This window comes from Archangium sp., from assembly GCF_036389735.1.
GTDB lineage: Bacteria > Myxococcota > Myxococcia > Myxococcales > Myxococcaceae > Archangium.
Window position 1 is genome coordinate 1 of the sequence record NZ_DASVWK010000055.1, and the last position, 20925, is coordinate 20925.

Annotated in this window: 12 protein-coding genes; 4 read left to right on the forward strand and 8 right to left on the reverse strand. The window is 67.9% G+C overall.

The genetic code is table 11. From position 1 onward, the window contains the following. Positions 1-2240: ATP-binding protein (locus tag VF794_RS01985; protein WP_331107165.1), on the forward strand; the 2240-nt coding region annotated here is incomplete at its 5' end. 9 nt (positions 2241-2249) lie between these two features. Here VF794_RS01985 and VF794_RS01990 read toward each other — a convergent pair. Next, complete coding sequence (locus VF794_RS01990) at positions 2250-3044, reverse strand: DUF5995 family protein (RefSeq protein ID WP_331107167.1); 795 nt, start codon at positions 3042-3044, stop codon at positions 2250-2252. 455 nt (positions 3045-3499) lie between these two features. On the opposite strand from VF794_RS01990, the gene VF794_RS01995 reads away from it, so the two are divergent. Beyond that, on the forward strand, positions 3500-8431 hold the full coding sequence (locus VF794_RS01995; RefSeq protein WP_331107169.1) for a kelch repeat-containing protein: 4932 nt from the start codon (positions 3500-3502) through the stop codon (positions 8429-8431). A gap of 49 nt (positions 8432-8480) precedes the next feature. On the opposite strand, the gene VF794_RS02000 is transcribed toward VF794_RS01995, so the two are convergent. The 5 genes from VF794_RS02000 to VF794_RS02020 form a co-directional block, all read right to left on the reverse strand. Next, positions 8481-9659: a lipid-transfer protein gene (locus tag VF794_RS02000; RefSeq protein ID WP_331107171.1), complete on the reverse strand. Its 1179-nt coding sequence runs from the start codon at positions 9657-9659 to the stop codon at positions 8481-8483. A gap of 14 nt (positions 9660-9673) precedes the next feature. Beyond that, the gene (locus VF794_RS02005) at positions 9674-12214 is read right to left on the reverse strand and encodes a peroxisomal multifunctional enzyme type 2 (protein WP_331107173.1); all 2541 of its coding nucleotides are present in this window, start codon (positions 12212-12214) and stop codon (positions 9674-9676) included. Positions 12215-12285: 71 nt separating this feature from the next. Continuing rightward, positions 12286-12831 carry a hypothetical protein gene (locus tag VF794_RS02010; protein WP_331107174.1) on the reverse strand — a complete coding sequence of 182 codons (546 nt, stop codon included), beginning with the start codon at positions 12829-12831 and terminating at the stop codon, positions 12286-12288. Positions 12832-12964: 133 nt separating this feature from the next. Then, positions 12965-13510 carry a Wall-associated protein precursor gene (locus VF794_RS02015; RefSeq protein ID WP_331107176.1) on the reverse strand — a complete coding sequence of 182 codons (546 nt, stop codon included), beginning with the start codon at positions 13508-13510 and terminating at the stop codon, positions 12965-12967. A gap of 88 nt (positions 13511-13598) precedes the next feature. Continuing rightward, positions 13599-16502 (reverse strand): NACHT domain-containing protein, encoded by a 2904-nt coding sequence (locus tag VF794_RS02020; RefSeq protein WP_331107178.1) that lies wholly within the window; start codon positions 16500-16502, stop codon positions 13599-13601. A gap of 413 nt (positions 16503-16915) precedes the next feature. On the opposite strand from VF794_RS02020, the gene VF794_RS02025 reads away from it, so the two are divergent. Then, positions 16916-17455 (forward strand): hypothetical protein, encoded by a 540-nt coding sequence (locus tag VF794_RS02025; protein WP_331107179.1) that lies wholly within the window; start codon positions 16916-16918, stop codon positions 17453-17455. 131 nt (positions 17456-17586) lie between these two features. After that, on the forward strand, positions 17587-18261 hold the full coding sequence (locus VF794_RS02030; protein WP_331107180.1) for a class I SAM-dependent methyltransferase: 675 nt from the start codon (positions 17587-17589) through the stop codon (positions 18259-18261). Positions 18262-18270: 9 nt separating this feature from the next. Here VF794_RS02030 and VF794_RS02035 read toward each other — a convergent pair whose 3' ends face one another. Beyond that, on the reverse strand, positions 18271-19575 hold the full coding sequence (locus tag VF794_RS02035; RefSeq protein ID WP_331107182.1) for an McrC family protein: 1305 nt from the start codon (positions 19573-19575) through the stop codon (positions 18271-18273). Next, positions 19572-20925: AAA family ATPase (locus VF794_RS02040; RefSeq protein WP_331107184.1), on the reverse strand; the 1354-nt coding region annotated here is incomplete at its 5' end. The genes VF794_RS02035 and VF794_RS02040, both read right to left, overlap by 4 nt.

Here is a 20925-nt window from a genome sequence, read left to right on the forward strand (position 1 = left end):
GCAAGTCCCGGCTCGTCCAGGAGCTGCACGAGCGGGTCCGCCAGAAGCGCTGCAACCACTTCCAGTGCCAGTGCTGGTCACAGTCCAGCACCAGTGCCTTTCACCCCATCATCGAGATGCTGCGGCGCGGCCTGCCGTCGCGACAGGAGGTGCTGGAGAGGCTGGGGCTGTCCCCGGAAGACGCCACCCTGCTGGCCCAGCTCCTCTCGCAGCCCGTGCCCGGGGACCTTCCCTCCCTCCAGCTCTCGCCGGGGCGGCTCAAGGAGCGCACCTTCGAGGCGCTCGCGGCACTGCTGTTTCACATGGCCCGGAATCACCCGGTGCTCGGGGTGGTGGAGGATCTGCACTGGGCGGACCCCTCCACCCTGGAGCTGCTCGGCTACATCCTCGAGCGCGTGGAGAAGGAGTGCATCCTGCTCGTCCTCACCGCCCGGCCCGACTTCCACCCCGCCTGGGCCCAGCACCCCTGGGTGCACACGCTCACGCTGGAGCGGCTGCCTCCGGAGCTCACCGCCACGCTGGTGCGCGAGTCCGCCAGGGGCCGGGAGCTGACGCCGGAGCAGGTCCAGCAACTGGTGGTCAAGACGGACGGCATTCCCCTCTTCGTGGAGGAGCTGACGCGCATGGTGCTGGAGCAGGGCACGCCCGGCTCCATCCCCATCACCCTGCATGAGCTGCTGCTGGCGCGGTTGGATCTGCTGCCCTCGCGCGAGAAGGAGCTGGCCCAGCTGTGCGCGGTGATTGGCCGCGGCTTCTCCCACGCCCTGCTGTCCACGCTGACCCAGCGAAGCCCGTCCGCGCTGCGGCGGGACCTCGAGGAGCTGGTGACGGCCGGGCTCCTCCAGCCCCGGGACACGGATGAGGGCCCGGGCTACCAGTTCCGGCATGCCCTCCTCCAGGACGCGGCCCGGCAGTCCCTGCCCCGCGGCGCGCGCCGGCAGCTCCACCACCGCGTCACGCAGGGCCTGCTGGAGCTGTGCCCCGAGCTGGCCGAGACGCAGCCGGAGCTGCTCGCCCACCACTACACCGAGGCGGGCGAATACGAGCAGGCCCTCCGCTGCTGGGACCAGGCCGGGCAGCGCGCCAGCCTGCGCTCGGCCAACCAGGAGGCGGTGAGCCACTTCCGGCAGGCCCTGCGGCTGTTGCGCCTGCTGCCGGATACACCCCAGCGGCTCCGGGTGGAGCTGCGGCTGCTCATCTCCCTGGGCACCCCGCTGGCCCAGGTGCAGGGCTACCGCTCACCCGAGGTGGAGCGGACGTACGCCCGCGCGCGCGAGCTCATCCACCTCGTGGGCGAGGCGCTGCCCCGGCTGAGGCTGTCCTACTGGGGGCCCTTCACCTACTACTTCTCGCGGGCGGAGTACTCCCTGGCGCACCAGCTCGCCGAGCAGCTCGTGGCCCAGGGGGAGCGACAGCACGATCCGAAGCTGCTCGCGCTGGGCTACCGGATGATGGCGGCGGACTTCTTCATCTGGGGGAACATGGCGGCGGCGCTGGAGCATATCGAGCAGGTGCTGGCCTGCTCGAACTTCTCCCTCGAGGAGCACCGGGCCCTGGCCGAGGAGCAGTGGATCGACCCGCGCGCCACGGCGCTGGCCTTCGGGGCCATGGTGTACTCGGTGCTGGATCGGGACGAGGAGGCCCTTCGGGCCAGCCAGGAGGCGTTGGAGCTGGCGCGGCGCATCGGCCACCCGCATACGCTCGCCAGCGTGCTGACGTACATCACCGTGGCCTGCCAGCTGCGGGGCGAGGCACGGCGCGCGCTGGAGTGGTCCGAGGAGGCCATCGCGCTCTCGCGCGAGCACGGCTTCCGGGCATGGCTCACCTGGTCCACGCTGGTGCGCATCTGGGCGCTGACGGAGCTGGGACACGCGCGCATGGGGCTGTCGCTCATGCACAAGGCCATCAAGGGCTGGGACGAGCCGGGCATCCGCGTGGGCCTGTTCCACCATGACCTGGGCATGCTGGCGGATCTGCACCTGAAGCTGGGACAGCCGCGCGAGGCACTGACGGTGACGACCGAGGCGCTGGCGCGGACCCGCACGGAGGGCCAGCACTTCTACGAGGCCGAGCTGCACCGGCTGCGGGGACTGGCGCTGCGGGCGCTCGGGCGCGAGGAGGAGGCGCGCGGGAGCTTCCAGCAGGCCCTCCGGGTCGCGCGCCTGCAGGGGGCACACGCCTTCGAGCGGCGTGCGCTGGAGGGCCTGGGGGGGCTCCTACCGGAGCCGCACCCCGTCTAGGCCGCGGGCTCAATAGAGCAGCTTGAGCTGGTGCGCCACGCGCCCTCCGGCCCGGGCGCCCCGGTCCGCGTCCGGCTCGAAGCGGCCCCAGCGCGGCCGACGCAGGGCCTTGTCGAGGAAGAACACGGCGTCGTTCATCCAGGTGCCCTTGATGAGGAACTCGGCGGTCTGTAACGACTCCCAGTTGAGCCGGAGCCGCACCTTCTCGTGCTCCTTGGGAGTCCTGGCCGAGAGCAACCCGAGCGTGTTGCACCAGACGCGATCCCGGTAGTAGCGCAGGCCCGCGACGGTCAGCAGCTCGTCGAGCATGCCGAACAGCCCGCTGAACAGCCGCGCGCCGCCGCCAAACTCGCGCGCGAGGACTTCCTGGATCTTCGGGTTGCAGCGCATGAGGACGTTGTTCATCTGGTCATGGTCGAACTTGCGGCGCGCCATCAACTCCGGGTCGCTCGCGTCCCCCTCCTCCTGGAGGACCTCGTGGATGCCGAGGGCCAGGTCGAAGTTGATGTGGGCATTGATGCCGAGCAGCATGTTCTGGACGACGCTCGAGCGGCGCTGGCTGGCCTGCTCGTGGGCCTTGGTCCAGGCATCACAGACGGGCTCCTGAAGGGACTGGAAGTAGAGGCGGGCGAAGCGCCCGGCGAGCCGATCGACCCAGCCGGGATCGAAGAAGATGGGCGTCGCGAAATCGTCATTGCCCCCATGGACCGCGGCGTTCACCTGGGTCGTCATGACGTGGTAGGCGCGCAGGAAGATGGCGCGGTTGTCTCCCGCCGCGTAGAGCGCGCTCAATTTCTCGCGCATGCAGAGAAGCGCCTCGCCGGTATCGCGAGGCCTGTGCAACGTGGAATCACAATCCGAACCGCATCCCGCTCCGGAATGAGGCACCACCGTATAGGTATCCGCCATTGGCCAACCTCCCCTCTCGAAAACACCCGTCAGGGCAGACAGAGAAAGGGGCGCACCGGTTGTGACGAGGAAATGAACTGGGCGAGGAAGCGGGCCGCCCCTTGCTCTCCTTGTCAGAGACCCAGCTAAGAATGCGTCCGAGGCGAACCTTTTTCGCCCGGAACCGCATGCACTCATTCAGATCGAAAGTCTTCCTCCTCGCCTTGCTCGCACTGGGGGCCTGTCAGTCACCCGTCGCGCCTTCCTCCTCCTCTGACACCCCGAACACCGTCCAGGGCTGGGTCCAGGTAGGACTTCCCAGTGACCAGCAGGGGGCCCCTCCCCGCTCCCGCGCCACGTCCCAGGCGGCGGTGAAAGCCGTCGGCACCGAGGAGGACAACGCGCTGGAGCTCGTTCAGGCGTACTACCCCGACCTCGAGGACGGTGAGACCGCCGCCCCCCTCGACCCCGAGACCGCACTGGAGGTGGAGTTGCCCGCCACCGCGGGGGAGGCCCTGACGCTCTCCACCCGGGGCCATCTCTTCCGGGTGAAGACACTCGGGACGCCGGACGAGCAGGCCAGGAAGCGTACCCTTCAGGGCGCCGCCTTCTATGGCTCCCGTCACCTATGGACGTCGGCCGGGGCCAGGACCGAGACGCCCGCGGGACGCTGGGTGACCCACCGCGCGGAGGAGTACGTCGTGCTGCCCGCGGGCGAGAAGGAGCACCGCGCCCGCTACGAGGTCTCCGTTCCGGAGGGCATCGTGGCGGTGCGCGACGCCCAGGAGTACCTCGAGTTCCTCGATGCGGACGAGCGGCCCGTGCTGCGCATGCACTACGGCGTGGCGCGGGACGCCCAGGGACTCTCGCGCCGGGGTGAGACCCGGCTGCGGGGCGTGGCGTCCACCGACCGCGAGCCCGCCCGATACGCGCTCGTGGATCGGACGCTCTCCGTGGAGCTGGTGCTCGGGCTGGAGGGGCTGAGCGGCCCCGTGGTCGTCGATCCGGGCTGGTCCGCCACCGGCTCGATGGCGGTGGCACGCTGGCATTTCGCGACGACGCTGCTGCCCAACGGCAAGGTCCTGGTCTCCGGCGGGTCCAACAACTCGAGCTACACGGCCACCGCGGAGCTGTATGACCCCGCTTCAGGGACCTGGTCCTCCGCCGGCTCGATGAGCCGCGTCCGCACCCATCACACGATGACCGTGCTGCCTGATGGCAGGGTCCTGGCCGCCGGAGGGAATGATGGAAACGGGTCGGCCGCCACCGCCTCCTCCGCGGACCTCTACAACCCGGCCACCAACACCTGGACGCCCACGGGCTCCATGGCGAACAGCCACGATATGCACACGGCGACGCTGTTGAACGATGGCAAGGTGCTCGTCGCCGGTGGCACCTATGGCACCAACAGACTTGGCGCGGATGTCTACAACCCGGCCACGGGCACCTGGACGCCCACCGGCAACATGCCCCAGGTCCACTCCCAGCACACCGCGGTACTCCTGCCCAATGGCAAGGTGCTCGTCGCCGGCGGCTATGGCACCTCCACCACCATCATCAACTCGGCCGCGCTGTACGACCCGGCCACGGGCACCTGGTCCTCCACCGGCAGCATGACCAATGCCCGCCGCTCCGCCGGAGGAACGCTGCTGCCCAACGGCAAGGTACTCGTCACGGGCGGTTACAATGGCAACGCCTCGCTCTCCAGCTCGGAGCTGTATGACCCGGCCACGGGCGCCTGGTCCTCCACCGGCTCGATGCCCTCGCCCCGCGCCTATTACGCGATGGCGATGCTGCCCAACGGCAGGGTCCTGGTCGCCGGTGGCTATGGCACGAACAACGCCGCTCTCGCCACCAGCGCGACGTACAACTACTCCACGGGCACCTGGTCCGCCTCCACCGCCATGCCGAGCACCCGCACCAGCCCCATCGCGACGCTTCTGCCCGATGGCCAGGTGCTCGTGATCGGCGGCCAAGGCAATGGCATCCTCAGCACCGCGATCATCTTCGATCCGGGCAACGCGGCCCGCGTCCAGCTGACCTCCCTCGCGATGGCCCGCGCCAACCCCACGGCGACGTTGCTGCCCAACGGCAAGGTGCTCGTCGTGGGAGGGCGTAACGACAACGGCATGAATGCCACCCCGGAGCTCTTCGATCCCGCCAGCACCGTGAAGCCCACCGGCGCGCCCGGGGTCGCACGCAACGCCCACACGGCGACGCTCCTGCTCTCGGGCAAGGTGCTGGTGACGGGTGGAGTCAACGACTTCAACACCGCCTCGTTCTCCTCGGCGGAGGTGTATGACCTCGACACGAACGCCTGGACCGCGACGGGCTCGCTGGCCACGGCCCGCTCGCGGCACACGGCGACGCTCCTGCCCGATGGCCGGGTGCTGGTGACGGGCGGCCTGGACGGGACGGGCGCCCGCCTGGGCTCGGCGGAGTTGTATGACCCGACCACGGGCACCTGGTCCTCCACGGGCTCCATGCTCGTGCCCCGCGAGGGCCATGTCGCGCTGCCGCTGTCCACGGGCAAGGTGCTGGTGGCCGGAGGCTCGGATGGCTCGGGTCCTCTCGCCTCGGCGGAGCTGTACGACCCGACCACGGGCACCTGGAGCCTCACGGGCAGCCTCGCGACGGCGCGCGTGGGCCACACGGGGGTGCCGCTGCCCACCGGCCGGGTGCTGGTGGCCGGAGGCCGCGATGCCGCGGGCACCTTCCTCGCCTCGGCGGAGCGGTATGACCCCTCCACGGGCACCTGGAGCGCCGCGGGCAACCTCGCGACGGCGCGGGACAGCACCACGGCGACGCTCCTGCTCTCGGGCAAGGTGCTGGTGGCCGGCGGTCGCAGGGACACCACGGGGACCAGCCTGAACTCGCTGGAACTCTACGATGCGAAAACGAACGCCTGGACGACCAGCACCGTCGTCCTGGGGTCGAACCGGAGCTCGCACGCGGCCGTGCTGCTGACCTCGGGCCGGGCTCTCGTCGTGGGCGGCAGCACCGGCACCGGCCTGTTGAACCCCACCGAGGCCTACGACGAGGTGGGGACGAACGAGGCCTGGCGCCCGTCCATCACGCAACCCGAGCTCGTCACCCAGGGCGCTGCCTTCACCGCGACCGGCAGCCGCTTCCGCGGCATCTCCGAGGCCAGCAGTGGCTACTTCGAGACCTCGCCCACGAACTTCCCCTCCATGGTGACGCTCATGCCCCTGGGAGGCGGCGCCCTCACGCGACTCCCCTCCACGCACTTCTCGAGCACCTCGTTGAGCGCCGTGGCGCCTGGACTCCGTCCAGGCCACTACCTGCTGTCCTTCACCGTCAACGCCATCCCGGGTGGGCGGGTGGTGCGGCTCACTCCCGGCACGGTCACGTCGCCGGACGTGTCGTTCACCACGGTCGAGGACACGGCGACCCCGGTGACGCTGGCGGCCACGACCAGCCTGGGCCAGCCCCTCACCTACTCGGTGGTCTCCCCCCCGTCGCACGGCACGCTCTCCGGTACCGCGCCCGACCTGACCTACACCCCGGAGGCCAACTACTACGGCGGCGACTCGTTCCAGTACCAGGCCGCCGACGGAGCGAGTGCGGCCATCGGCACCGTCTCGCTGAAGGTGACGCCGATGAATGACGCGCCCGTGGCCAGGGACCTGTACCTCGTGGCCGCGCCGGGAACTCCCACCGCGCTGACGCTGCCGGGCACGGATCCGGACGGGGACGTGCTGGCCTACACGGTGGTCACGGTACCCTCGCACGGGACGATCTCCGGCACCGGGCCGGGCCTGACGTACACCCCCGAGAGCGGCTACACGGGGCCGGACTCCTTCACGTACCAGGTCAGCGATGGGAACTCGAGCAGCGAGGCGGCCACCGTGGCGATCAACGTCGACAGTGCGGCGGTCGTGGCCACCGCGGTGTACGACAGCGGCCTCAAGGTGCCCCGGTGCTCCAGCTCGGCCGCGTCGTGTGACTCGGGCACGCTGCTCAATGGCCGGGGACCCCTGGGCCCCGAGCCCAACCAGCCCAACACCATCTGGAGTACCTGCGCGGACGGCACGGGCGGCACCTATCACTCCACCCCGTCGCTGGACCGGCTCAAGGTGTCCACGCTGGATGGCTCGCCGCTCACGGCGGGAAAGACGGTGAAGATCGAGGCCTCGGTGTGGGCCTGGCTCACCCTGGACACGCTGGAGCTGTATTCCAGCGCCAACACCTCCAGTCCGACCTGGGTCCGCATCGGCACGCTCAAGGTGAGCGCGGCCGGGCCCCAGGTGCTCTCGACGACGTACACCCTGCCCTCCACGGTGGGCTCCCAGGCCATCCGCGGCATGTTCCACTATTCAGCCAACCCCACCTCGGCATGCCTGACGGGCAACGACTATGTCGACCACGATGACCTGGTGTTCACCGTCGGGGCCCGGGATGCGGTCGTGCCCACGACGGCCCTGACCTCGCCCACTTCGGGAGCGGTAGTAGGCGGCGCCGTCACCCTCACCGCCACGGCCAGCGACAACGTGGGCGTGACGAGGGTCGAGTTCTACGACGGAGCCACCCTCCTGGGCATCCGCACGGTGGCGCCCTACACGTACACCTGGAACACTGCCAAGACCGCGGAGGGGACGCACACGCTGACCTCGCGGGCGTATGACGCGGGGGGCAACGTGGGCACCTCGGCTCCCGTGACCGTCACCGTCAGCCAGGACGTGACGCCCCCCCAGGTCACCCTCTCCTCACCTGGCCCGGGGCTCGTGCGCGGCCTGGTGCGGATTGCCGCCTCCGCCACGGACAACAGGGGCGTGACGAAGCTCGAGCTCTACGCGGGGAGCCGGAAGCTGTGGACCGCCAACACGGCGTCCATCACCTACGATTGGGACACGCTCAACGGGGAGCCCAGCGGCCCCCAGACGCTGCGGGCCCTCGCCTATGACTCCCTGGGCAACGTGGGAACGGCCGAGGTGCAGGTGACCGTGGACAATGATGTCGAGCCGCCCGTGCTCCTCTTCACGTCCCCGGAAGACGGCGCGATGGTGAGCGGGAACATCGACGTCACCGTCAACGTGACGGACAACGTGGCGGTGGCGCGCGTGGACTACGCCTTCGACGGCGTTCCCCGGGCGAGCGTCACCTCGGCGCCCTTCTCCTGGTCCTGGTTCGTGGAGGACACGGGCAGCGCGCTCCACACCGTGACCGCCACGGCGTACGACGTGGCGGGCAACGCGAGTCAGCCGGTGACGCTCTCCATCAGCGTCGACAACTCGCTCCGGAGCGACTGCTGGTACAAAGCCATCGCCGCGTGCTCCCCGTAGCGATGCCGACCTCGCGGCAGCCCGCCTGGGCTGCCGCGGGGCCCATCGCCTAGTCGCGGCGGTACATCGTCACCACGCACGCCCCGCCGAGTCCCAGGTTGTGCTGGAGGGCCACGCGAGCGCCCTCGACCTGACGCTGCTCGGCCTGACCGCGCAGCTGCCAGACGAGCTCGGTGCACTGCGCGAGGCCGGTGGCGCCCAGCGGGTGCCCCTTGGAGAGCAGCCCACCCGAGGGGTTGGTGACGAACTTGCCGCCGTAGGTGTTGTCGCCGTCCCAGATGAACTTCTCGGCCTCGCCTTCCTTGCACAGGGCGAGGGCCTCGTAGGTGAGGAGCTCATTGGCGGTGAAGCAGTCGTGCAGCTCGACGACGTCGACGTCCTGGGGGCCAACGCCAGACTTCTCGTACACCTGCTTCGCGGCGAGAGCGGCCATGTCGAAGCCGACCATCTTGATCATGCTGTCGCCGAAGCTGGAGGGCATGTCCGTGGTCATCGACTGGGCGGCGATGTACACGGGGTTGGTGTGCCCGAGCTTCCGCGCGAAGTCATCGGAGCAGACGATGGCGGCGGCGGCGCCGCAGGTGGGCGGGCAGCACTGGAAGCGGGTGAGCGGATCGAACACCTCGTCCGAGGCCAGCACCTCGTCCACCGAGAGCGTCTGGGTGAAGAGGGCGAAGGGGTTCTTGCTGGCGTGCTTGCGGGCCTTCTCCGAAATCTTGGCGAAGGTCTCGCGCTTCGTGCCGTACTTCCAGCGGTACTCGCGACCGGCGCCGCCGAACATCTGGGCGGCGAAGGGAGCCTGGCTGACGCCCTGGGCCCGGTTCATGGTGTCCACGTGGCGCTCGAGCGGGTTGGCGCGGTCGTCGTACTTGGAGGCGAGGGCGCCCTTCTCCATCTTCTCGAAACCGAGGGCGAGGACGCACTCGGCCAGCCCGCCCTCGACGGCCTGCCGCGCGAGGTAGAGCGCGGTGGAGCCGGTGGAGCAGTTGTTATTGACGTTGATGACGGGGATACCGGTGAGGCCCACCGAGTAGACGGCGCGCTGACCGCAGGTGCTGTCGCCGAAGACGTAGCCGGCGTAGGCCTGCTGGATGTCGCTGAAGGCGATGCCCGCGTCCTTGATGGCGGCGTGGGCGGCCTTGGACGCCATCACGTCGTACTCCTCGCTGGCGCCCGGCTTGGCGAACTTCACCATCCCCACTCCGATGACATTGACCCGACGTCCCATGGTCGCTTTTCCTTTCAGATGAGCTGCTTGAGGAAGGCCAGACGCGAGGCGATCCGGGCATCCCCGTCCACCCGCAGCTTGCCGTGCTGGTAGAGCCGCTGCACGGCCTGGGGATCCCGCACCAGGGCCGCCAGGTCCTCGTCCGAGAGACGGAGCGTCACGTCCGCCCGCTCGGCCTTTCCCTCGCGGACGCCCGGGGCGTCCTTGAGGTCCACCACCCAGGAACCCTCGGGCTCGGTGATGCGGAACTGGAGGACGGCACCGACCTCGCGGGCCAGCTCCGGCGTCCGCGCCAGCCGCTCGCCGAGCGCCTTGAAGATGGACGCGGCGCGCCCAACCGGGGATGCCGAGGAGGCGGAGCCGACCTTGGCGAGGAACCCGAGCTTCTGCGAGGCCATCACGTTGCCGGTGATCTTCAGCTTGCCGCCGAAGTAGAGCTTCTGCGGGTCGGCCTTGCCGGAAGTCATGGCGAGGAAGTCCGCGTCGGTGAGCTCCAGGGTGCAGTCGGCCTTGCCCTGCGCGCCCTCCTGCACGGCACCCGCGCCGTTCTTGAGGTCGAGCGTCCAGGTGCTGTCCGGCTGGGTCAGCTTGAAGAGGTAGACGTTGGCCACCTTGCCGACGAGTTCGGGGTGCTGGGCCACGTAGCCGCGGATCGCCTCGAAGACGCGGGCGCTGGCCGAGCCCCCACCCGAGGCGGTGGCCGGAGCGCTCGCCTGCGCCGGAGCGGCGGGCTTCGCCTGGGCCTTGGGAACCTCCTTATAGAGTTCGACGGCGGCGTTGCTGATGACGACCTTGTCGCGCTCGACGACCTTGCAGCGGACGAGGACGCGGTCGCCCTCCTTCCACAACTCGGTGCGGAGCGTCTCGCCGGGGAGCACCGTGTCGGCGAAGCGGACGCGGATGCTCTTGAAGAGGCGCGGGTCGCCATCGGCGAAGGCCTTGATGGCGTGGCGGCCCACGTAACCGAAGGTGCACAGGCCGTGAAGGATGGGCCGCTTGAAGCCGAAGTTGCGAGCGAACTCGGGGTCGGCGTGCAGCGGGTTCCAGTCGCCCGAGAGGCGGTAGAGGAGCGCCTGGTTCTCGTGCGTCTTCTCGGTGATGACGGCGTCGGGGGCGCGCTCGGGCGGCACGTTGATGTCGCTCGTCGGCCCACGGTCCCCGCCCCACCCGCCGGCACCCCGGACGAAGGTGGTGATCTCATTGCGCACGAGTGGCTCGCCACTCTGGGCGTCGTAGCTGGTGACCTCGGTGACAACGAGCGCGTTCTTGCCCTTGTCGAAGATGTCCTTGATGCGGCCCTTGTGGCGCAGGGTGGCCTTGGGGGGCAGCGGGCGGAGCAACTCGGTGTACTGCTCGCCGTGGAGGACGCGGTCCAGCCCGTAGTTCAGCCCGGGGGCCTGCTTACCCTCGGCGGCCTGCGCGAGGACGGTGTTGAGGGCGGGGATGACGCCGTAGGTGGGCAGCGGTCGGAAGCCCTCGCCGTGCAGCTCGTAGACGTACTGGAGTTCCTTGGCATCGAGCGGATCCTGCGCGGCGCCCACGCCCAGCGCGTAGAGCGACAGGTCGCGCTCGTCATAGGACGAGGTCGTCTCGGGGAACTGGTAGCCGAGCGCGGCGTCCACGTCGATGAACTCGTTGCCGCCCCTGCTCGGAGGGGAGGAGAGGTTGTCCATCACCGGCTGCATGCTGGCGGCGATGTCGGCGGGGTGGGTGGCGTCGGTGAAGTCGGTGACGGCCTCCCAGGACCGCTGGACGGCCTCGGGGGTGATGGGGCGACCGAGCTTGAAGACCTTGCCGCGGGTGCGCTCCCAGCGGAGCTTCGCCATGAAGCCACCGCCCACCTCGAAGAGGGAGCCGGACTCCTGGCAGTCCTCGTGGCAGAGCCAGACGACGAGCGGGCTGACGTACTCGGGCTTGAGCGCGTCGACGACCTCCGGAGGCAGCACGGTCTCTGTCATGCGGCTGCCGGCGATGGGGGCGATGGCGTTGGCGAAGACGTTCTTCTTGCGGCCCTCGATGGCCAGCGTGTTGGCGAAGCCCACCAGGCCGAGCTTGGCCATGCCGTAGTTGGCCTGCCCGAAGTTGCCGTAGATGCCAGCGGCCGAGGCGGTGAAGAGGATGCGGCCATAGCCCTGGTCGCGCAGGTGGGGCCAGGCGGCCTGGGTGACGCGGAAGGCGCCGAGCAGATGCACGCGGTAGATGAGCTCCCAGTCCTGCTCGGACATCTTCTGGAAGCTGGTGTCGCGGAGGATGCCGGCGTTGTTGATGACGATGTCGACGCGCTTCCAGGTGTCGAGCGCGGTCTGGACGATCTTCGCGCCGTCCTCGACGGAGTCGTGGTTGGCGACGGCCTCGCCGCCAGCGGCCTTGATCTCGGCGACGACCTTGTCGGCGGCCTCGGAGCTGCGACCGCCACCGGTGGTGGCTCCACCGAGGTCATTGATGACCACCTTGGCGCCGCGGCTCGCGAGCAGCAGTGCATGCGAGCGACCCAGACCATTCCCGGCGCCGGTGACGATGGCGACCTTTCCGTCGAAACGAAGCTCGTTGCCCATTCAGTCTCCTTGCGGAGCAAGAGGAGACGATGAGAGCCAGGGCTTTGACAAGTGAGTCAATGACCCCAGGTTCAGGTGGAACCCTCCTGCGGGGTAGACAACGGTTGGGGCGCCAGGGGATCCCACACGAACTCCTCAGTGGGAGTCAGCCTCAGGTTGGTGAACCCGTGCCCCGTCACGAAGCGCTCGAAGCACTCGGAGACGAGGACACGCCCCGGAAACCCTCGAGGGCGGAAGATGTCTTCCCCCCGCCAGGAGCCGGGCTCCAGGGTGTAGCCATGGACGGCCTCGAAGTCCATGTAGCGGCACTCCTCGCAGGTGGGGGGAGAGGCACCGCGAAAGCGGCTGCGCCCCAGGTCCACCGCTCCGCTGCCGAAGCAGGCCGTGACGGCGAGATAGGGGGGAACGTGGGAAGGCTTGGGACCTCGCCGCTTCCCGCGGACCCGGAGCACCTCGACCGGGTGGAAACCCTCCAGGCCCGTGAGTCCTTCTTCACGGAAGGCCTTGGCGAACCGCTCGGAGACGAGGAGGTCATCCCCAGGGGCCTTGATGAAATCGCCGAACTCCTCACCGTGCAACACCAACTCGACACGGTAAGGCGGGAGCCAGGGCTTCATTCCAATGACCCCGCCACACCGAGGGCATCGGGCACCGCTTCCGCGATTGGCGGGCTCGGCCTTCTCGACATCGACGTCGTACCGGGACCAGAGGGGCCCCTCTTGAAGGACGAAAAAGCGCGGAGAGGAGGGCTCAGAAGCCATGGGGAAACCTCTTGAGCATCTCGGGCCGTCTATAAATTTGACGAAGAAAGGCTTCGAACCGCTCCGGTGTCAGCCGGCGGCGGTCGTTGAGCCATTCAATGACTTCCTTGTCCACCTTCCGGTGCCACTCCTGATAGCCACAGTGGGCCTGCTCGTCCACGGCCCTGGTGACGAAGCGTGGATCTCGTGCCTCGTAATGGCCGCCAAGCGTTTCGTGGTCCTTCAATGCCTTGGCGATGGGCCTGGAGATGACGTGGTGCAACTGTCCCTTGCACTCGGTGGGATCGGAACAGTCGGAGGAATCCTGAACCTTGGCCTCGCGCGTCTCCCCCACCTTCTGAGCAGCCGCATCCACCACCTGGGCCTGCGCAGCGACTTTCTCCAACTGCGCGAGAATCTCCGCCGCCTTCTCCGGGTTCTCCAAACTCAGCGTCGCGCACGCACTGAGCATTCCTGCCTTGCAGTGACACACCGTCGACGTCTCGCCCGGTGTGCAGGGAATCTGTGTCAGCACCAGCAAAAGCAACGCGAGCATGTGACTCCTCCCGGGAAAGGGTTCGGCTTTCAGGTAAAACTTCATCACCCGATTGCCGCTGGCCACCTTCGAGGCTGTAGTTATAGGGTTAGCGGATGACCATGAGCCCGTTGTCTATCAGGACTGAAAGAGGCGATAGGTCCTGCACCTGGGTGCCGCTAAGGTCGAGGCCTTCCAACGAGGAAAGGGCCGAGAGAGGCGATAGGTCCTGCACCTGGGTGCCGCTAAGGTCTAGGCTTTGCAGCGAGGTGAGGGCCGAGAGGGGCGAAAGGTCCCGCACCTGTGTGCCGTGAAGGTAGAGGCTTTGCAGCGAGGTGAGCGCCGAGAGCGGGGAGAGGTCCTGCACCTCGGTTCCGCGAAGGTCGAGGCTTTGCAGCGAGGTGAGGGCCGAGAGGGGCGAGAGGTCCTGCACCTGGGTCACACTAAGCTGGAGGCTTTGCAGCGAGGTGAGGGCCGAGAGGGGCGAAAGGTCCCGCACCTGGGTGCCGTGAAGGTCAAGGCGTTGTAGGGAAGACATGTCCGCACGGATTCCTTCTTGCGCGAAAAGCCGTCTCACGTCCCGAATTTGTGAGCGAATGCGCCCAGAGGGCAGGGTATTTTCAAGAAGAGTTTGACGAACGAGTTTGATGTCCAGTGGCTCAATGGCAAAAACCAGTTCCTCGACAACTGTCCATCTCGTCTCGTTCAAATATCCCTTCAAAGCATCCTGGGCTGCCGCAGACCCAATCAAACGAAGAGTTCGTACACAAGCCGCCGCCATGTGGACCGTCAATTTCTTGCGGTAGCGGAGGAATGGAACGACATCGTCCCCTACTGATGCCAGCATTTCGGCCTCCCCCATCGTCGCAGGAGGGAAAAGTCGCTCTCGAAGTTTTGCCACATGCTCCCGCTCCTCCTTTCTCAAGCGTCGGGCAGAAGCTTCCAAAAGCACCGCCATGAGCTCCCGCTCCCGCTCACTGCCCGCAGATTTGTCCGAAGGTTCAAGACCGCTTTTGGGTTCCGCGAGTACCTGCTGGATGAGGCTGGCGTTGAAGGACTCACTCCCCCTCATCACCGCGAAGACCAGGACGGGCTTCCAATCCGGGTCGAGGACATTCCGAGCCAGCAAACCATCATGACCCCGTTCAGTGAAGACCTCCGCGGCAAGGTACTCCTTGAACGTGTTGTGGATGAAATCGACCTTCTCGGGCCCCGGTTCACGCAGCATTCCGCTGCGCTCGATGAGTCCCTCCAAGATGGCGGGCCCATCGGAGCGGGGTTTTCCGAGGAGCTCAATCATCTGGCCCACCTCCTGCTGGGCCCTGTCTTTATCCAGTTCGGATCTCCCGTTGAGCACCATGTCATGTGCCAGCGCACGGAGAATGTTCTTCTTGTCCGGGTACGAAAGCTTCCGATAGACCTCTGGAAAGCCAGACAGGTCCAGGGTCTCCGACTCGCGACGGTGAAGGAGCATCTGGCACAAGGCTTCGCACAGTTCATCCAATGTTTCCGGAAGCCTCTGGTTCCGCTCGCGATGGAGTGCGCAGATGACCGCCGTGAGGAGTGGGGTGGTTGTCAGCCGGGCGATGGTCGGGCCCTGGCGGAGCGTCACCTTGAGTTCTTGAGCGAGGGCAGGCAGATCCTCGGCGGAAGCTCCCACCTTCTCCAACTTGAGCGTCACAGCCCGGTGCCAATGGTCGATGAGTCGCTCGCGGTCCAGGACGGACAGCGGGGTCACCTCAGCCTCTCGGAAGCCGAGGTGTTTCAGCCACCCTGGAGGCACTGCGGTGGGTCGGGTGCTCAGCAGGTAGCAGCACCGGGGGTAGGTGTTGACGAAGCGTCCGACCTCCTCCTCGACGGTATGCCGTAGATGGCGCGGCACCTCGTCAACGCCATCAATGAGGAGCAGCGCTCGCCCGTCGTTCAGGACCGATCTCACCCACCCATCGGGGGCTTTGCCGAGTTCTGGCGCGGTGTGCAGGGTCAGTCCTTCGAGAGGAGGGAGCTTGCCATCCGTGCAGCTCCGCAAGCGGAGCAAGAAGGGAACTCGGGTACGCCATGTCGCCTGCCCTCCCGCAGGAGTGCCTGCCAGAAGCAGTCGCTCGTCGGTAGGCATCGCCTTGGCTTCAAGGGCTGCGGTCATGGCCGCCCACCGGAAAAGGGTGCTCTTGCCACTTCCCGCCTGTCCACGCACGAGGAGCCGCACGGAGTCGGCTGGAAGCGTGTCCAGAATTTCCTCCAGCCCCTTCTGCGTCAGTGTCTCCTCATCAGAGGCCTCCTCTTGGAGTCCGAGGGGAATGTAGGCCACCGACAGCGCGTACCGTTTCACTGCCTGATGCACGTCGACGCCGAAGAGATCGAGTTGATCGACATTCCGGGCAACCGCCTGGCGATAGGCTGTTTCGAAGAGTGGATGGGTCTTCTGCGGTGCCGCGGCCCAGACCGTCTCCGCCATCTTCCTGATGGGCTCCAACACCTTGTCGAGCGTGTCCTGCAGATGATGGAGTTTCTGGAGCTGGGCCTTGACCTCCACCTCCTTGAAACGAGGGAGCTGAGAGGCAACCTCGACCAGATAGCGGGCCACCTCGTTGAGAGAGCGCTCGTAGAGGGCCGCCTCGGCTTCCGCGAAATGCCCTTGTGGGAGCGCTCGATGCTCTCGGAAGGCCGCTGCCAACTTCGTGGGGTCGAGCTCGCGGGCGACGACGAGTTCCGACGACACCATGCCATCAAGGGTGTCCCTCAGCTCGCAGGCGACCGCCTCGACGTTCATGTCATGACGCATGCCGGCTTCGCGCTCGAAGAGCGGTACGAGCTGGTAGACGATGCTATCGGCCATTCCCGTCATGAGCCGCTCGGCAGCCCGCCGGTCGCGCATGTCTCGGAGTCGGGCAAGGCCCAAATCCAAAGTGGCCCCACCCACCATCCCGGCGACTGGACCGACCCACATCGTCAGCAAGTGGGCTGCCAGCGGCCTGCCCAGCTTCTCCAACAGAAGCTCATCGATCTTCACCATGGGCCTACCCCTCGTGCCATGCGCGCCCAGGTCACGGGACGTGCGTGGTGACCAGCATAGACGCACGCTCCGGGGGAGTGCTGGTTTCGAAACAAGCCGGAACACCAACGCCCGTCGGGTGGGGCCAAACGGGCAGGGAGCACCGGGTAGCCTTCGGGTCCTTGCAGCACCATCTCGAAGCGCCCGAAGACCCCGTGTCTACTACCCCGCACTGCGTCGAGCGCAAGTCCCACCCCATTCACGAAACGAACCGCTTGCCCCACCCCGGGGTCCATCTAGTCGGAGGTGGTGGCGGCAGAGCATCCCCCCTGACGCGCGATGGAGGAGAGGCGTTGGCCATCCCCACCCTCACATTGGAGGCGGGACCCCATCCTGGGCCCGCCCGGCAGGAAATCAGGGACAAGGGGACGGACATGCGAGGAACTGGCTCCAAGGTGGCGCTCTTCACGCTGGTCGCGATGTTGGGGTCCGTGGGTTGCGGTGGCCCGCTGGAGGAGGAGGGCTCGTTCGAGGAGCAGGAGGCGCTGACGCAGGAAGAGACGTGGGAGGAGGAGGTCAGCGCGCTGGAGCAGGACCACCCCTCGTCGTGCAAGACCGTGAAGGCGAGTCCGAAGCTGCTGTGGCCGCCGAACCACAAGTTCCACCTCGTGAAGTTGAGTGGCGCGAAGTCCATCACCATCACGTCGGTGAAACAGGACGAGCCCGTGAATGACAGGGGTGATGGCAACACGTCGCCGGATGCCATGTGGGCGCAGGGCAAGAAGGACGCGGTGTACCTGCGAGCGGAGCGCAGTGGCCGGGGAGACGGGCGCGTGTACTGCATCAGCTTCACGGCCAAGGATAGCCAGGGCAAGACGTGCAAGGGCATGATCCAGGTCGGCGTGCCGCACGACATGGGCAAGGGCTCGTACCCCGTCAACTCCGGGTGCAAGTACGACTCGTTCGGCTACTAACGAGCGTCCTCACCGCTGACCTCACCCCTCCACCGCGGCGGAACCGGCATCCGAACCGGAAGCCGGGGCGCCCATGGTATGAGGGAGGCCCCGGGGGCTGCCCACCCCGGCGCGGATGGAGGGGTGACTTCATGCGGAGCGATGACGAGGCGAGTGCGCGCGCGGCGCTCTCCGGTGGCAGCAGCGCGGATCCCATCTACCGACTGGTGGCGCGGGTGCTGCGCGAGTCGGGAGCCCCGGTGGGCACGCTCGTGGACGTGGGGTGTGGCCGGGGAGGGCTCGCGGGGGCGCTGACGGGCCTGTTCGAGCACTACGTGGGGTGCGACCTCGTGGCCTACCCGGGTTTTCCCCAGGCCCCTTGGGCCCGCTTCGTCCAGGCGAACCTCAACCAACTGCCGCTCCCACTGGAGCCGGGCGTCGCGGACGCGGTGGTCGCGGTGGAGACCATCGAGCACCTGGAGAACCCGCGCGCCTTCATGCGGGAGCTGGTGCGGCTGGCTCGCCCGGGAGGACGGGTGGTGGTCACCACTCCCAACCAGCTCAGCCTCTTGAGCAAGCTGACGCTCGTGGTGAAGAACGAGTTCAACGCCTTCCAGACGTCCGCGGGGCTCTACCCGGCCCACATCACCGCCCTGCTGGAGCAGGACCTGCGGAACATCGCCACCGAGTGCGGGCTGGAGCGGGTCGAGGTCCGTTACACGGACTCGGGGCGGCTGCCCTTCACGCGCTTCCAGTGGCCGACGCGCTGGGGCCTGCGGGGGCGTTGGTTCAGCGACAACGTGCTGCTGGCGGGCCGCAAGCCTTGAACCGCGGTTTCACGTCCCGCCCAAGGCCAGTTGGCGCGCGAAGGACTCCCGTTCGCGCTCCGCGGCCACGCCGTCCCGCTGGCTCACCAGCGCCGCCAGCACCTGGAGCTGGACCGGCCTGAGGACCACCGTGGCCCGGCGGCCTCCCTGGACGATATCGTTGACCTCGACGACCTGCTCCCGGGCTTCCAAGGTCATCGTCGGGTAGAGGATGACCGCGCTCCCCGCGGAGCCCTGACTCAGCGCGTAGATGACGAGCTGGTAGAGCATGTAATGCGGGAGCTTCGTCTCCCACAGGTCGCGGTATTTCGCATCGAGCAGCGCCACCACACGCTGCCCCCGCAGAATGGCGAAGTCGGGCCGCGGAGCAGGCGCCTGACGCCTTTGGGGATTATGGGTCGCGGCGTAGGCCATCAGCTTGTCCAGCCGGAACTCGTCGCGCACGGTGTGGTCCCGCAGGTTCTCCTTCAAGAAGCGCGACAGGAGCGCCTGGAAGAAACGGTTCATGTCGAAGAGGAAACCCGGGAGCTCCACCTTCTTGTGCGAGGACGCCTCCTGGGTCGTCCCCCGCGCGTCGAGGAGCACGTCGATGATGGACAGTGCAGGCCGGTAGGCCGCGGTCATCCGGTCGGTCTCGCGGATGATCCGCTCCAGGAGCACCGGGTGCAGCGCCACCCGCCGAATGCCCTGCAGCAGCGCATCGAGCCGGTGAAGCCGGGTCCGAAGCCCGACATCGTCCGTGAGCCGCAGGGCCAGGTCGAGCCCGGCACGCAGCACCTGGTTGAGGGGATGGTCCTCCAGCCGGGGATGGTACGAGCAGCGCAGCGTCGCCCGGCCCGAGCCGGCGTGCCGCATCCACCAACCCAGGTCGATTCTTCCCCTGGGACTCGCGAGCTCCTCGTCCCGACGCACGTACCCGCGATGCAGCCCCCCGTGGAGGAGTTCCTGGAGCTCCGCCTCGAGCTGATGGATGAGCAGATCCTGGAACGACGGTCCGGAGGTCCCCTGCTCCAGCGCCGAGAAGAGCTCGAGGTTGCGCAACCCGTAGGCGTAGCGCAGCAGCGAGAGGAGCGGCGCCCCCTGGAGCTTGGGACGGATGATGACGGGCAGGCTGCCGAGCCGGATCGTCCCGACATAGGACGTCGCTTCGAGGCGCAGGCCCGCCTTGAGGTCCCGCACCCGGAGCATTCGCAGCCGGTCGAGGTACTCGGCCAGCCGCCGCACCTCGGGCTCATCGTCCAGGTGGATGGGAGCCACGCGCGGCCCGCCCTCCGGAGGCCAGCTCCGCCACTCCGAGAGCTCGGCGGGGTTCATGGACCGTCAGGCTCCGTGCCGGCGTCGTCCTCGTCCTCGCTCTGGGCGCTCGCCTCCGAAGCGATGGCCGGGGCCGACCAGCCGACCTCCGGGCTCGGCGCGAGGAGCGCCTGGATCAGATCCGACTGCCGGGCCGAGTCGAACAGCTCGTGACACACCCGCTGCTCCTTCCGGCTCACCAGGCTGCTGCCGAGAATCTTCTCCAGCGCGGCCCAGTCCTCGTAGCAGTACTCCTCGAGGAGGGGGATGAGGTCCTCCTGCACCACGCGCGAGAACCGATGGAAGTCGGTGAGGGGCTCTCCGCGCTCCATGAGGTAGGCATGGCCAACCTGGAGATTGCGCCCGTCGCGCCCGACGTGCTGGCAGATGCGCGCGTTGAGCGCCTTCAGCCAGGGGCCGAGTGGAATTCCCTCCACCAGGGAATTTCCGAGCAGCGAGGAGTCCGGCATCAACTCCAGGAAGCCGAACCGGCGCCGCAACGCCGTGTCGAGCAGCGCGATGGAGCGATCCGCCGTGTTCATCGTGCCCACGAGGTAGACGTTCTCCGGCACCTGGAAGGGCGTCCCGCTCATCGGCAGGAGGATGGGCTTGCCGCGCTTGCTCTTCTCCATCACCGTGAGCAGCTCGCCCATGATGCGCGGGATATCGCCCCGGTTGATCTCATCGATGATGAGGTAGAAGCGCAGGTGGGGCCGGCGCTGTGCGTCCAGGCACAGCCGCTTGAAGATGCCGTCACGCAGGACGAAGCGCATCGCCCCGCCCTCGGACGCCTCCTCCCGCGGCCGGTAGCCCTCGAGGAACTCCTCGTAGCCGTAGGAGGGGTGGAAGCAGCACATGCGCACCAGGGGCCCCTCCTCTTCCGTCCCCTTCGTGAGGGCCTCCCGCTGTTCGGCCTCGAGGGCCGCGAAGGGCGCGCCGAAGGCCGCATACGCGGCCAGGTCCCGCACCGTCTGCTCGGCGAGGTAGGTCTTCCCCGTGCCCGGCGGGCCGTAGAGGATGACCTGTCCCTTGCGCTCCAGCACGGCCTGGATGCGCCCGTGGAGCGCGGGGAGAATGGGGATGGGGTACCCACCCTGGGCCGTCCTGGGCGTGGGCCCCGCTTTCGGGAGCGGAGCGGGCGCCGAGGCGCCCAACAGGTGCTTCTCGATGGCGACGATGCTCTCCGAGGACTCCACCGTGCGCAGCAGGGTCTGCGCGTCGGCACCGCTGCCCTCGGGGAGCTGGAACTCGTCCAGGGACAGCCACTTGACGCGATGGCGGTGGGAGAAGTCCGAGGAGGGCTCATGGGAATAGCCCTCCTCGACCCGCCCCACGCCCAGCACCCGGGCGCCCCTCGTCGCGAGAACGAAG